We start from the raw sequence: 14309 nt of genomic DNA, 5'->3' as shown, positions 1-14309 counted from the left end.
TTCAACTAAAAATCTAATACCCGTTACGATCTATAAGAAAACCTATATATAAATGCTTATTTTAATTTTTCATCCTCAAATAAACATTATATACGTTATTGGCTAAAATCTCTATAGAAAAGTTGTTTTTTGCAAATTTTTGTAAATCCATCCCTATCTTTGTCAAGTCCCCGGATTTTTTCAATTCCAAAGCATTGCAGATGGCCAGTTTCAGCTGTTCGACATTGCCGATATCCGTGATCCAGCCCTTGCTCCGATCGGGAATCAATTCCTGTACACCTCCGACATCACTAGTGATTGCCGGAAGGCCCGATCTTGCTCCTTCAAGTAAAACGAGCGGAAAACTTTCGCTTAAGGAAGTCAGTAATGTGATGTCCCCCAACGGGTAGATTCGATCTAAATCTTCACGATACCCCAAAAAGTACACGTGATCGGATAATCCCTTTTCCGAGACCATCCCTTCCAGAGCGGATCTCCTGCTCCCGTCCCCTGCAAGGATCAGCTTCACATGGGGGAATTCCGATACCACTTCACTTAGTGCCGCAAAAGCAAATTCATGACCTTTCACCGGTTCAAGCCTTGCAGGCATGATGATGATGAAATCATCTTTCCCGAACCCGAAATCTTCTCTTTGAAACGGGAAAGGCAGTTCCTTTTCAAAGTCAATTCCATTCAGGATCTTTGTTATTTTGGTCGAATGGATTCCTTGGTCAATCAAGTCCTGCTTAAAGCGGTCGGAAACCGCCAGTATATGATCGGCATATTGAAATGACCTTACATGAAGGCCCGTAAACAATTTTCCTTTTACGCCCTGCCCTAAAAAATCATGATGAGGCGAACTGTGAACAGTAAGAAGCCATGGGCATTTAATGAGGCGCTTTATAAAAGCACCATATATATTCGCCCGCGGACCATGTGTATGGATGATGTCTATATTATTTAGACAGATAAAGTCCCTTAAAGGTTTCAAAATTGAAAGGTCATATTTGGAATGTTGCTTGAAAAGTTCAGTTTGTATCCCGGAGGACATGGCCCGCCGGTATAGTTCACCCTTTTCAAATACACCAAGCAAACACTCCTCTTTATTCAATTGGTTCAGTAAGGACATAATATGAAACATACCGCCGCCGGTTTCATTACCAGCGTTTAAGTGCAAGATTCTCATCCAGTCCACTCCTTATGTTCAGGAACGCTGCACCGTTTTCCTTAACCGCCTAACCTTTAAAACGAATCTTGGCAGCGCAAGCATCCGTTTCCACCGTGAAGGTTGCTGGATCAGTCGGTACAACCATTCAAGACGCATTTTTTGCCAGAAAACCGGGGCACGGTTCACCTTTCCCGCAAGGACATCAAAGCTTCCCCCTACTCCCATGAATAACCCTTTATTGAATAACGCATAGTGTCTGGAAACCCATTTCTCCTGCCTAGGGAATCCTAATGCAGTCAATATGATGTCAGGTTCAAGTTCCGCTATCGACTTAGGCAGGGTATCATCCTTGATATCAATGTAACCATGGTTGTATCCCACCAACTCGAGACCCGGATATAATTTTTTTACTTTCAGGGCCGCTGCTTCAATCACGTTTTCCTCCGCTCCAAGCAGATATACCTTCAGCGCTTTTTCATCAGCGACCCGAAATAATTCATTCATCAAGTCGAATCCTGTAATCCGCTCTTGTAAAGGTTGATTTAGCCATTTAGAGGCCATAATAATACCAACGCCATCCGGAGTGATGTAATCAGCCGATATAATGATGTCTTTATAATCCTGATGTTCATTTGCATACTCAACTATTTCCGGATTTGCCGTAACGACAAACGTTTTTTCCTGATTCATCAATCTTGGATAGATCATTCCATTCATGAATTCATCCATATTGCTATCAATGAATGGTATCGATAGTATCTCAACAAACTTCTCTGTCATTTTCACTTCAGCCTTTCATATGTACTATACATCTAAAGGGTGGGGTATTATTCAAGAAATTTTTTCATACACATCATAGAACGTGATTTTTGATTCAAAGGTGGTTAATCAATTGAAGTTTATAGAAAAACAATCGTTACCCATTCTATTTCTGTGCCTGCTCGTCCCATCGGCAGTGCCTCACCCTATCGCCGGTTACATGGCAACGGCGTTGATGCTCGTTTTTATCGGTATAAATAAAAAAAACCTGTTATTAATTCTATTCATTTATTTCCCTGCCCGTCCCATATTGACGGAACTGAATAGCGGCTTAAACTATACAGGTGACCTGATCATCCTCACCTTATTCATTTCTTTGCTTATTGAAAGTCTCAAAAAGAACGAATGGCCATTTTCGAAATATCATTTTACTGCGCCATTTTGGTTGTTTTGTTTAATTGGTGCCGGTGCTGCACTCATTAACGGAGTGGGAATCCTCTCCATCTTATTTGAACTCCGTGCATTGCTTATTACATTCTTGCTTCTTTACATTATCGGTGAATTAAATCTAGAAAGAAAGGATATCTTTCGCTTTTTGAAGGTAATCCTAATATTCACAATCTTACTTTGCCTGCATGGCATAGTGGAGAAAATCTTTTCACGTACGATCCTGCTTCCCCACGCATGGGAAATGTGGAATCTTTCTCCAACAAACCGGATGAGGATTTATGGGGCACCTGCCAATCCTAATGTATTTGCCTTATTCTTAAGCATCCAGTTATTCCTTAGTTTCTTTCTATTTCAGTCACTGAAAAAATATAAATGGATCGTCTTTCTGGCAGCCATCCTGCTTTCCGGAACGTTACTGCTTACCTATTCACGGGGCACGATGATTGCATTCGGGTTCGCTGCGCTTGTCTTTATGATTTGGACTAGAAATAAACCATTTCTCAAATATGCTGCAGGAGCATTTTGTCTCGGCTTGCTTCTTATTTATTACCCAGTTTTATTTGCATCAAGTAAAGTGGAGGTATCCGCATCGATTCCGATGGAAAATGTGGTAATCGGCAGCACCCCTTCTTCCGAACACGAACATGCCCTCTCCAATCGCTTTTCAGAAATGTTCTCTGATAAGACTCTGCACCAAAGTACGGAATGGGGCCGATTATATGTCCTAATCAAGGGAATTGAAATTTTCAAAGATCACCCGATAATCGGCACCGGGCTAGGAACCTTCGGAGATTCTGCCACACTTTCCTTTTCCTCACCAATCTATCAGGAATACCAAATTGGTGAAAGGATGTATACCGATAATCAATATATCCAGGTTCTGGTCCAAACTGGTGTCCTAGGCTTCCTTGCGGTTCTTGCATTCATCTTTTTCACCTGCAGGAAAATCCTGAAATCGGGAAAAGGCACTTTAGCTGCGTTCACCATCTGCCTGATGTTGGCTGCATTATTAGCAGGACTTTTCTACAATATTCTCGAAGATAAAACGTTTACGCTGATATTTTATAGTTGTTTGGGATTCTGTTTACAGAAGGACATCATTTTAAAGGATTGAAAATATGCCTACTCTTTCAAATGTCATTAAATCGGTCGGGCTCGTCACCATTATAGCAGCCATTGGAAAAGTCCTCGGATTCGGGCGGGAATCGATTATTGCCGCCTATTTCGGGGCATCATCCATGGCGGATGTTTTTTTCGTGGCAAGTCTCATACCAACCATTCTTTTTACGGCTCTCGGCAGCGGTCTTCAGGCCGGCGTCATTCCTATTTACTTGGAAAAGAAAGCGGATAACCCAAAGAAAGCGGATGAATTCATCAGTGTTTTAGGTTCTTTCTTTATGCTGGTTGCCGGAGTCCTGACCATTGCCTGCATGATTTTCATAAAGCCGCTCGTCATGTTGACAGCCCCGGGTTTCTCCGATTCAGAGCTTGCCCTGACGGAGTCACTGACCCGGATCATGCTGCCAAGTTTACTATTTTTCACGCTTTCATACATGGCGACGGGGGTCCTGAATGCGAATAAGCGTTTTATTCTGCCGGCACTCACTTCAACTGCACAAAACACGGTCATTATAGCAGCCACCGTATTGTTCGCGGCTCCCTTTGGCATTGAAGGATTGGCTTGGGGGTTTGTGTTTGGTGCAGCAAGCCAGTTCCTTATCCAATACCCATCATTGAAGAAATACGGAATCCGGCCCATCGTCTCTTTCCTGCCTCATAAAAGGCAGATCGCACAAACACTGTTCACCTTTTATCCAATCATTATCGCCGCTTTGGCGATCCAGTTGAATAGTGTCGTCGATCGGATTATCGCGACTTCGCTCGAAACCGGAAGCGTATCGGCCCTGAACTATGCGAATCGCCTGCTGTGGCTGCCATTGAGCATTGTCCTCACGCCGCTGATTACCGTATTGTACCCTTCAATCGTCGAGCGCGCGCTTATAGGCTATCAATCTTTCCTTAATTTGACCTTAAAAGGGTTGAAATCGCTGTTATTTTTAGCGATTCCGTTCATGGTCGTCATGTTAATCAGCGGAAACAGTTTAATCACTCTCGCTTTCCAACGCGGGGCTTTCGATGCTTCAGCAACTGATATGACTTATAGGGCATTCCTCTTTTATTCAGCTTGCCTCCCGTTCTTTGCACTGAGGGATTATTTGATGAACGCCTTCTACGCCTTGAAGAAAACGAAAGCGGCCATGTATTCCTGCCTGATTGCCGTTTTGCTTAACGTGCTGCTCAGCTGGGTTCTGTCACGTTATCTCGGCGTCGGCGGAATTGCTCTAGCATCGGGGATTTCCATGCTCCTGCAATCTCTCTACCTTTTCGGCTACCTATGGCTGAAGACAGAAAGAACGGACAAGGCAGCTTTCTTGGATGTTTTTCAGGAAAGCGGCAAGCTTACCATCATCGGGGCCATCATTTACGGAATCGCTCTCTGGATCCATCCGCTTACGCTAACGTTGCCCATCATCATGGAATTGGTGATCATCTCGCTGCTGGTATTCGGATTATATCTCGCATTATCCATTCTTTTTAAGGTAAGCAGCCTGCAAGGGATGAAAAGGATCAGATCATCAAAGTAATACATTAGAAGAAGGAGAAGGAGTGCCAATATGAACATTTTAATCACAACGATTTTCAACTACCCTCACGAAGGAGGGCTATCGAGCCATATCACTACGTTAAAAAAGGGTTTAATGTCGCGGGGCCATAATGTGGACATATTATCTTTCTCTCAATTACCACCTTTCAAGAGGAAGATGCTCGCCCAGGCTCCAGGATTTTTATTAAATAAAGTAAAACAGGGGAGCGGCCAGCTTTTCAATGACCGTCAACGCCAAAAATTATTGGCTTCATCTATTAATGCCTTGAAAAAGAACTATGATGTCATTAATGCTCAAGACATTTTCGCAACGCTTGCCTCCATCGAATCCGGGATACCAACGGTGCAAACCGTCCATGGTTATTATTCATTCGAGGCAGTCAGCAGGGGCGCCCTTCTTCCGGACAGTGAAGAAGATTTGATCATTCGCGAGCTAGAAAGAAAAGCTTATCAGTCCGCTGCAAAAGTTGTGACGGTCGATCAAAGGATCAAAGACTATATAAATCATTTGGCACATATAGAGGCTGATACGATCAAGAACTTCATTGACGTGTCTGCTTTTAAACCGGAGATGGCAAAGCGGGAGCAAACTCGCCTGGACTTTCAAATACCCCTACATAAGAAGATGCTTTTCGTTCCGAGAAGAATGACGGAAAAGAACGGTGTCATCTACCCGCTCCTTGCCCTGCCGGAGGTGCTGGAAAACCATCGTGAAACGGTATTGGTCTATGCAGGTACAGGAGAACAGCGAAGCCGGCTTGAAGAAACCGCAGCCAGGCTCAAAATATCCGATTCCGTACTTTTCCTGGGTTCAGTGCCGTTCGAGAAAATGCATAACCTCTATGAAGCATCGGACATCGTACTCATCCCAAGCGTTCATTCCCACGGGGTGGAAGAAGCGACTTCCATTTCCGCTTTAGAAGCGATGAGTTGCCGCTCACCCGTCATTGCAAGCGCAATCGGAGGTTTAAAGGAGATTCTCATTGATGGAGAAGATGGCCTGTTAGTAGAGGAAAAAAATGAAGAAGCACTTTCACAAGCCATCTCCATTCTGCTTAATGCCCCTGAATATGCAACAAAGTTAGCTGCGAAAGCAAGATATAAAATGGAAAACGAATACTCCCACCTTTCAGCTGCCGAGCGGTTTGAGAAAGCTTATGTTGAAGTGATTAACTAAAAAAAGCAGACCCGAAGCCCGGGTCTGCTTTTCACTTTCATACCAGTGCGGAACTACGCCTTTTCATTTGCTCTTCACGGTATTTTTTCTGTTCTTGTTTAGACATGGCGTTATATTCTTTTAAGAATGCCTCATATTGCGGCATTACTTCCTTCATGGCACCGTATGCCTTTAACTCTCCATATTCAAGCCATAATGCCTTTTGGCAAAATTTCTTCATCTGACCGATTGAATGGCTGACAAAGAACATCGTTTTGCCCTTTGCCTTAAATTCGTTCATTTTCTCTAAACACTTCTCAGCAAAGTTTTTATCCCCGACTGATAAGGCTTCATCAATAATCAGGATATCTGGATCGATATGCACGGAAATGGAAAAACCAAGCCTGGACTTCATGCCGCTTGAGTAGGATTTCACCGGTTGGTCAATGAACTTACCAAGTTCCGAAAACTCAATGATCTCGGGCTCAAGTTCTTTGATCCGATTTTTATCGAATCCGAGCATCAGCATTTTCAGTTCGATGTTTTCTCTGCCCGTCAACTGATTATTCAGGCCCGATGAAACGGCAATCAAGGCCGTTTTCCCGTTAGTTTGGACATTTCCGTCCGTGGGCGGGACAATGCCTGCAATAATATTGGACAATGTGGATTTACCTGATCCGTTGACCCCGACAAATCCTATTACATCGCCCTTTTCTGCTTCAAAACTAACATTCCTCAGAGCGAAGTACTCTTCCCCATAGCTTTTGGGCAAAAGGAGATCCAATAATTTTTCCGAGTTTTTATTATATAATTTATATTTTTTCGTTATATCTTTGACAATTACCGATTTTTCCAACTTTTCTCACTTCCAGTTTACTTAAAGTCAACAAAGCGATCTCTGAACCTGACATGCAGCGAGGAACCTATCAAAAATAAGATGATAACGACTGCCCAGAAATAAAGGGTATATTCCCAATGCGCTATCAGATACCATGATTCCCCCAACAACGAAGCTCGATACCCTTCTACAATATAATATAGCGGATTCAGCTTCATGATGTTGACTATGGTAGGGTGTTCCTTTGCATCCAATACCCAAAGGATTGGTGTTAAATAAAACATGACTTTCATTAAGGACACGATTATATTATGAACGTCACGAATGATGGTTGATAATGTTGAAGTGATTAAACCTAATGAAAATAACAGCAAGACCGTCGCTGCAACATAATACGGCAGTTGCAAGATGTAGACTGTAGGGAGGTAACCTGTAAACCCTAATAGGATGATGATGACTCCCAGCAGCATGAGATGCTGATACAACTTAGCAAAGATGACATACGATGGAATGACACTCATCGGAAAGCTCATCTTGGATACCATATTCATTCGGGAATAGACGGATTTCGACGTTTGGGTTATGGCCGGGTTCACAAAGAACCAGACAACGATCCCTGCCATCAGCCACGGAAGGAAATTTTCCCCGCGATTTAAGATGATAAATCCAAATACAAACCAATAAATCGCAATCTGTATCATCGGATTGATGATTTCCCATAGGATTCCCAGGTAGTTACTGCTGTTGGCACTTTTCATCTCATAAACAGATAAACGCCTTACCAAATAAAAATGTTTGATTTGTTCTTTTAAAACGGTCAAAGCTGAACTCATAAATTACACAGACCTTCCTAAAAACACTTTTTCTACGACACGGCGTGAAGCCTGGCCATCCTCGAGTGCACAAAACCGCTCGTGAAAATGATTGATATCATTGGTATTTTCATATTTCATCGTCTTGATACTATCAATGACCGCATCAGATGTTTTGACTAACAAACCTGGTGCATTCTTTTCGAAATCAAAGTAAAACCCGCGAAGCTTGTCCCTGTAATTTTCAATATCATATACATAGAAAAGCATCGGACGCTGTAAATTTGCGTAATCAAAGAATACGGATGAATAATCGGTTATTAATAAATCCGAAATAAGATACAAATGACTAATATCTTCGTAACTGGATAAATCATAGGCGAATCCTTGAAACGCCGATAAATCCAAGTTCTCAGAAACCAAGTAATGAAGACGGAGCAAAATGACATACTCGTTCCCCAATTCCCGTTTCATTCGATCCAGATCCAGTTTTATTTCAAACTTATATTTTCCCTTGCTATAAAACTCATCATCCCTCCAAGTTGGGGCATATAAAACGATCTTTTTCTCTATTGGTATACCCAACTTCTGTTTCAATGAGTCGATTGTATCACGATTATTCCCGTTGTAAAGTATATCATTACGAGGATAACCCGTTTCCAGAATTTTAGAGGCATCGACATTGAAGGCCCGGGCAAAGATTTCACTTGAATAAGCGTTCGGTGAAATTAAATAATCCCATTTACTTGATTCGGCATGGAAATTTTCTTTATATTTATCCGTCGTTGTTCCAGGCATATGAACTTCATTCATATCCGCTGCAAGTTTCTTTAATGGGGTACCATGCCAGGTTTGCAAATAGATTGTGTGCTTCGGCTTCGGAATCCAAAGCGGGAGCCTGCTGTTCGTCACCCAATAACGGGCCCTTGTCATTTTGAGCAGCCAACTGAAAGAAAAACGATCGAGATATGGAATGCCTGCCTCTTCGAAAAGAGCTGCATATCTTTTATCTACGCTCCAGTACATTTTATATTCAGGATGGTTACTCTGCAAGTATTCGTAAATCGCCCGGGGATTACAGCTATACTGCTTGCCCAAAAAGCTCTCAAAAATGACTAGCTTCTGGTCCACTGGCAACACTGTGCCCGCCAATGAAAAAGCCATTTTATATCCTCTTAAAATAATTGCTTTAGCCTTATTTTTAACTAGCGATAGAAAGGAAGGTCTCTTTGAGGTTTGTACATTTTCATTTGACATATCCGATCTCCCTTTTTATTGATTAATGATAATTGAACCATGCTAATTTCGAACTAAAAATAAGCTCACCGAATAAAAGGGAGAGCTTATTTTTGGCGTACTTTTAACAGCTACTCCAAAGACTTTATTGCCAGTCCCAAATTATTTGCCACTGTTGTATAAAACTCCACATTTTTCTTATTATACGTCATCTTATTTTTCAGGATCCTTTTAATATTCACCAATTGATAATCATTGTAGCGAATGAACACAGTAAATAATGACATTTCCATTTTATCAATTTCATCTAAAGAAACAGTAAACTGACCTCTATTACCTTCTATTTGAACTTCGCAATTGATTTCATTGTCAATTCTTTTTCGATCACGTATCAATACAGAATCTATGTTGTCTATATCATCACCATAAATCTCAAAACTTTGGTGGTAGACATTATCCATGATGAAAGAATCCATTGCACGGGCAAGCATCGGTATCCTGACAAAGCGATATTCATCTTCCAGAAATGGAAGTTCATTGTAAACCATCTTTAATATGATACTTTTTATTGGAATCCCGCTTTAACTATTCAAATAACTTTACGAAATCCCCAATGCGATCCCCCATGAATAATTCAAGAGCTAATTTATAAATAGGCACCTTAAATTCATTCTTAAAGTCATATGACAAGTTTTTCGCAGTTTCGACAGCTTCCCTTAACATTTCTATAAAATCTTCTTTATTCTTGGATTTCACAAAAGTTTGGCTGTCGAACGTTTTGACAATATCGTACTCATAAATCCGGTTAAGGGCCGCCTTTTTCAATTCAATGGCAATGTCCTTGGATTGAATATACTTTATTATGTCAATATCCGCTTTTCTTTTTTCCAGCACATTCGTAACACGTGTTAAAGAAGAGGGATTTTCTGAAGTCCTATTGACATAATAAATAGGTTTTTTAGTAGTTGATACTGCTCTGACTTTAAAGAAAACATCAGTAAAAAACCATTTATCTTCACCGAATTTCATATTCGGAAAACCAATTTCATTTTCTTTAACCATAGGCAGATTCATCATCCTGGCCGTTGGACCCATATGATAAAAAAAGTGCGGAATATCCATTGGGGTGATGCTTCTTCTTTCTTTAATGGAAGCAAACTCACCCATGACACTATCTGCCTCAGATTCGACTTTTACCGTTTTGCCCACAACATAATCATCACCGGTTTCCTCCAGGATGTTATAGAGGCTTTCCAGTCCATCATGGGCAAGCCAGTCATCCGCGTCTAAAAAAGTTATATATTTGGATGTTCCCAATTCTATTCCAATGTTTCTGGGGGTCCCAGGTGACCCATTATTTTCTTGAAGAGTAACTGAACAGATATTTTTATATTTAGCTGTATACTCCTGAATGATTTTATTGGTAGCATCAGTCGAACAATCATCAATAATGATATATTCAATCTGATCTATACCCATGGTTTGGTTTATTACTGATTCAATCGTTTTTCTGATGAATTTTTCAGCATTATAAGCAGCAGTGACTACAGTGACTTTTTTTACTTTTCCTAAAAATTTATTCCTTAAGCCTACAGGATTATTTTTTATTGAAATATTACCGCTCTTTAAAAGTTCCCTCGCTTTTTGACGTACCAAGAAATTCATACGATTCCCTCCTTTTAAGTAGAGGTAACATAGGTGTTTCTATCAGGCAGCCAGTTACCAGTTACTTAAAAGCACAATACCCTTTATTTAAGGAATCAATCATTAAAAAATTTATCCACGATTCTCTGTGTAGCTTTACCATCCTCTATTCCACAATACTTCTCTCTAAATAAACCATATCTCTCTTTGTATTGCATGTTTATTTCATCAATATTGGTAATAGTATCGATAATCTCCTCAGTCGTTTTTAAAAATGGACCTGGTGCTTCCTTTTCAAAGTCCATATAGAATCCACGGATGTTATCTCTGTAATCTTCCAAGTCATACGTGTAGTATAAAATCGGCCGGGCAGTATTAGCAAAATCGAACATTACGGAAGAATAATCCGTAATCAATATATCAGAAATCAGGTAAAGTTCCTGGATATCCGAATAATTGGATACATTTATCACGAAATCCTCGAATTCGCTTGGAATGCTGAGATTATTACTTATAACAACATGCATCCTTAACAAAAGGATATATTCATCCCCTAGTTCTTCCTTCATTCTTTCCAAATCAAATTTCAGCTCGAAAATGAATTTATTGTTTTTCGAAGTTTGATTATCCCGGAATGTAGGAGCATATAAGATGACTTTTTTCCCTTTCGGTATCTTCAGTTTTTCCATCACAGAGTTGGCAATTATTGAAGCATCTTCCTTGTAAAACAAATCATTTCTTGGATATCCCGTTTCCAGTATTTCCCCTTCATATTTGAAAGCACTCCTGAAGGCTTTGGATGCGTATGGACTTGGTGATATTAAATAGTCCCAAGTTCTCGTTGCACCATGCACCCGATTCAAGTACCCCTCGTCTCTTCCTTGAATATTGTCTATATCAAACAGCATTTTTTTCAAAGGGGTACCATGCCAAGTCTGAATATATGTCGTTTCCTTCCTTTTGCTTAAATAGGTAGGGAAGTTTTGATTATTTATCCAATAACCTGCTTTGGCTAAATAATAATAGTATTCCGGGCTTAGACGTTTGATCAGCTTCGTATTTTTGCCTTTTATCGGCAAATTACCATTATACACCCAAACTTTTTTATATTTATTATCCCTTTTGACCAGTTCTTCATAAATATACTTGGGACTATCGGAGAATTGCTTCCCTATCCCACTTTCAAAAAGAATAAGGTTCCGGTCAACCGGTATGATCCTGGACATGATCTTATAAACTTTTTTCATGACAGGGAAATACTTTTCACTTTTCCTAAATCGATTCATGATGAGTTTTGATATCGGGTGGTTATATAATTTAATAAGTGAATTCTGATCTTTCTCTGCATGTTGAATCACTTCGAATATCCTTGAATTAGAATGGACATCGCGATATTTAATAAAACGGTTGGCCTTATCGATATACTTTTTCTTCATGACAAAATCAGTGTTGGCGTATTCGGCTAATACACCTAACAATCCATCCAATTCATCAACGATTTCACCCGGAAGATCGTTATCCAAATCCAAATGTGACGGTCTTTTCCCTATGAAACGATCTCTATCAAATTGATAGTATATAACCGGTTTATGCAGGAAACTAAAGTCAAAAGCAACACTTGAATAGTCCGTGATCATAATCGCGCTTTCTTTAATTAATCTTTGGACATCCACTTCACCCTGACTAATCACCCGAACTGGGGCATCTTTAAAATAAGACGTGAATTTCTGCATATTGGGGTGAAGGCAAAAAATGATTTCAAACCCATTATTTTTAGATAACTCATGTAACACCGGGTGATTCACCAAGTTCTGATACCTTTCAAAATACTCACTTTCCAAAAATATTTCATCGGATGTAATCCAATCCCGCCATGTTGGAATGATCAATAATTGCCGCTTTGTTAAAACATCATCCTTAAACAGTGAGTCGAACCTAGAAAGCCCGGTTGTGAATACTTCCTTTTCGTTGTACCCAAAATCCGTTACAATCATATCCTTTTCGAAGTCTGAACTAACTAGAAAAACATCCGTACTAAAACCGGAGGCTGCATTTTTGCCGTAGTTTGCCACCATATTCTTAGTGCCCATAACACCATGTTGAAGAAATACCTTAACTCCCTTAACACGATTTTTAAATTCAGATGTTCTTAATGGATATAAATAATCCGGATGATGTGATGAAATGATACGTGTCGATTCCATTGTTTTTTTAATATGATCCTTTGACTTGAAATAAAGTATATTTCCAAAGGGCTCGACGTTCTTGGCTTCCACGGAATTTTCTTCTATTACATAATACACTTCTTTTTCAGGGTGGTTTTCCCTCATATATTTAAAAAAGTGATATCCGGTATCCTGGGCTTTATAAGTTCTTTCACCAATTAGCCAAACATCCTTTTTCTTTTTAAATAAAGCCAGAAAACGCCTCCACCCCATCATCTTTTTTAAATATCGATAACTTTCTGTAGAGAAGTTAAACACTTCCAAAGATAAATTGGATGCTTTAAAGGTATAATATGGATTGACGATGGCAACTACATTATTCGAGCTGACATCGGTCTTTTTTGTAAATAATTTAGTTCTGGTGGTTGGTCTTCCGACGCGTACCATTTTCGGCTCTTCCTGATCATGTAAATGTAATTTCATGTAAATGTCATATACATCATCTTCCAAATCCGCACTGACTAATTGTTCTAAATCCAATTTCAAATCATAGATATAACGATTCAGTCCAAATTTCTTAATATTCATTTCCTTATTATGAATAAAAGATATATTTGCCTGATATTCTTTGCCACTTTGTCTTCCTCTAACTAGGCCCTCGCCTTTTATGATCGCGGAATGCTTGGTGAAGATTTGACCATTAACTTGCATGGTTTTCGAATTGTTTTTGATTTTTTCGATTTGAGACTTAATCTGAACTTTAGGGACTTTATTGAAGTAAAGAGATATATTCCCTTTATTGGTAATCGAGAATATACTTTGTTTATCTTCATAGGTGCAAATACTTAAATTGTTCGTGTATGTCTCCTGAAAACGCCCCAGACGAATTGGAAATTCAATATGAACCTGTTCGTTCACTTCTACATATTCAGCTTTATGTTCGATATTAAGTATTGTTTTTTTGCTCAGCTTTTCAACCGGAACGGCTACCTTTATATAACAGTCATAAACAGTCGGTTCATCATCTGCTAATTTCCGCATTAAATCTTTCATATCTACTTTAAACTCAAATTTAGATGAGCTCACTGATTCAGCTATTTTTATTTTTTGATCTTCGTTTTCCCTAGAATATAGCCATAGTTCTTTTGCGCAATAATGTTCTATTGAAAATTCTCCTTTTATCAATAGCATATTTTCCTCTTGCGCAATGGTCAGAACTTGTTTTAGCTTAATTTTAGGAGTTTTTTTTGCTTTCCCTTTTCCAAGAAGCTTTTTAATCATTTTAGACCACCTATAACAAATTATTTATTTAAATAAAAATGAATCATTCATTGTACTTTAAAATCATAAACTTTTTTCGGTTTTTCCTCAATATCATTAAACAGACAGAGGGGTCACCCATATATTCCCTTTGAGTCTTCTTATGAACAAAAAAAG

At 39.5% G+C, this 14309-nt stretch carries 10 protein-coding genes and 1 pseudogene; 3 read left to right on the top strand and 8 right to left on the bottom strand.

Annotation, left to right across the window (positions count from 1 at the left end):
• Positions 1–61: 61 nt before the first annotated feature.
• Together ACIQYG_RS04725 and ACIQYG_RS04720 are read right to left on the bottom strand one after the other, a co-directional pair.
• Positions 62–1165, bottom strand: coding sequence for a glycosyltransferase family 4 protein (locus ACIQYG_RS04725; protein ID WP_402835824.1), 1104 nt, complete (start codon positions 1163–1165; stop codon positions 62–64).
• 18 nt (positions 1166–1183) lie between these two features.
• Positions 1184–1927, bottom strand: coding sequence for a WecB/TagA/CpsF family glycosyltransferase (locus ACIQYG_RS04720; RefSeq protein WP_402835822.1), 744 nt, complete (start codon positions 1925–1927; stop codon positions 1184–1186).
• A gap of 112 nt (positions 1928–2039) precedes the next feature.
• On the opposite strand from ACIQYG_RS04720, the gene ACIQYG_RS04715 reads away from it, so the two are divergent.
• From ACIQYG_RS04715 to ACIQYG_RS04705, 3 genes are read left to right on the top strand one after another with little or no spacing between them, the layout of a single operon-like run.
• Entirely contained in the window at positions 2040–3470 is a 1431-nt protein-coding gene (locus ACIQYG_RS04715; protein ID WP_402835820.1) for an O-antigen ligase family protein, read from the top strand.
• Between the two features lie 4 nt (positions 3471–3474).
• Positions 3475–5001, top strand: coding sequence for a murein biosynthesis integral membrane protein MurJ (gene murJ / locus ACIQYG_RS04710; RefSeq protein WP_402835818.1), 1527 nt, complete (start codon positions 3475–3477; stop codon positions 4999–5001).
• A 30-nt stretch (positions 5002–5031) separates the two neighbouring features.
• On the top strand, positions 5032–6198 hold the full coding sequence (locus ACIQYG_RS04705; protein WP_402835816.1) for a glycosyltransferase family 4 protein: 1167 nt from the start codon (positions 5032–5034) through the stop codon (positions 6196–6198).
• 37 nt (positions 6199–6235) lie between these two features.
• Here the strand turns inward: ACIQYG_RS04705 and tagH are convergent, their stop codons facing one another.
• From tagH to ACIQYG_RS04675, 6 genes and pseudogenes are all read right to left on the bottom strand, one after another.
• Complete coding sequence (gene tagH / locus ACIQYG_RS04700; RefSeq protein ID WP_034315705.1) at positions 6236–7033, bottom strand: teichoic acids export ABC transporter ATP-binding subunit TagH; 798 nt, start codon at positions 7031–7033, stop codon at positions 6236–6238.
• Positions 7034–7050: 17 nt separating this feature from the next.
• A complete protein-coding gene (locus tag ACIQYG_RS04695; protein WP_402835813.1) occupies positions 7051–7848 on the bottom strand; it encodes an ABC transporter permease in 798 nt (265 codons plus the stop codon).
• 3 nt (positions 7849–7851) lie between these two features.
• A pseudogene (locus ACIQYG_RS04690) lies at positions 7852–9057 on the bottom strand (CDP-glycerol glycerophosphotransferase family protein); the annotation flags it as partial.
• A gap of 137 nt (positions 9058–9194) precedes the next feature.
• On the bottom strand, positions 9195–9611 hold the full coding sequence (locus ACIQYG_RS04685; protein ID WP_402835811.1) for a hypothetical protein: 417 nt from the start codon (positions 9609–9611) through the stop codon (positions 9195–9197).
• A gap of 37 nt (positions 9612–9648) precedes the next feature.
• A complete protein-coding gene (locus ACIQYG_RS04680; RefSeq protein WP_402835809.1) occupies positions 9649–10728 on the bottom strand; it encodes a glycosyltransferase family 2 protein in 1080 nt (359 codons plus the stop codon).
• A 95-nt stretch (positions 10729–10823) separates the two neighbouring features.
• On the bottom strand, positions 10824–14153 hold the full coding sequence (locus tag ACIQYG_RS04675; protein WP_402835807.1) for a CDP-glycerol glycerophosphotransferase family protein: 3330 nt from the start codon (positions 14151–14153) through the stop codon (positions 10824–10826).
• Positions 14154–14309 lie beyond the last annotated feature (156 nt).

The organism is Peribacillus sp. NPDC096622, from assembly GCF_044762665.1.
GTDB lineage: Bacteria > Bacillota > Bacilli > Bacillales > DSM-1321 > Peribacillus > Peribacillus frigoritolerans_B.
Note: the sequence above shows the minus strand (reverse complement) of the source record. Positions and strands in the feature narration are given on the sequence as shown.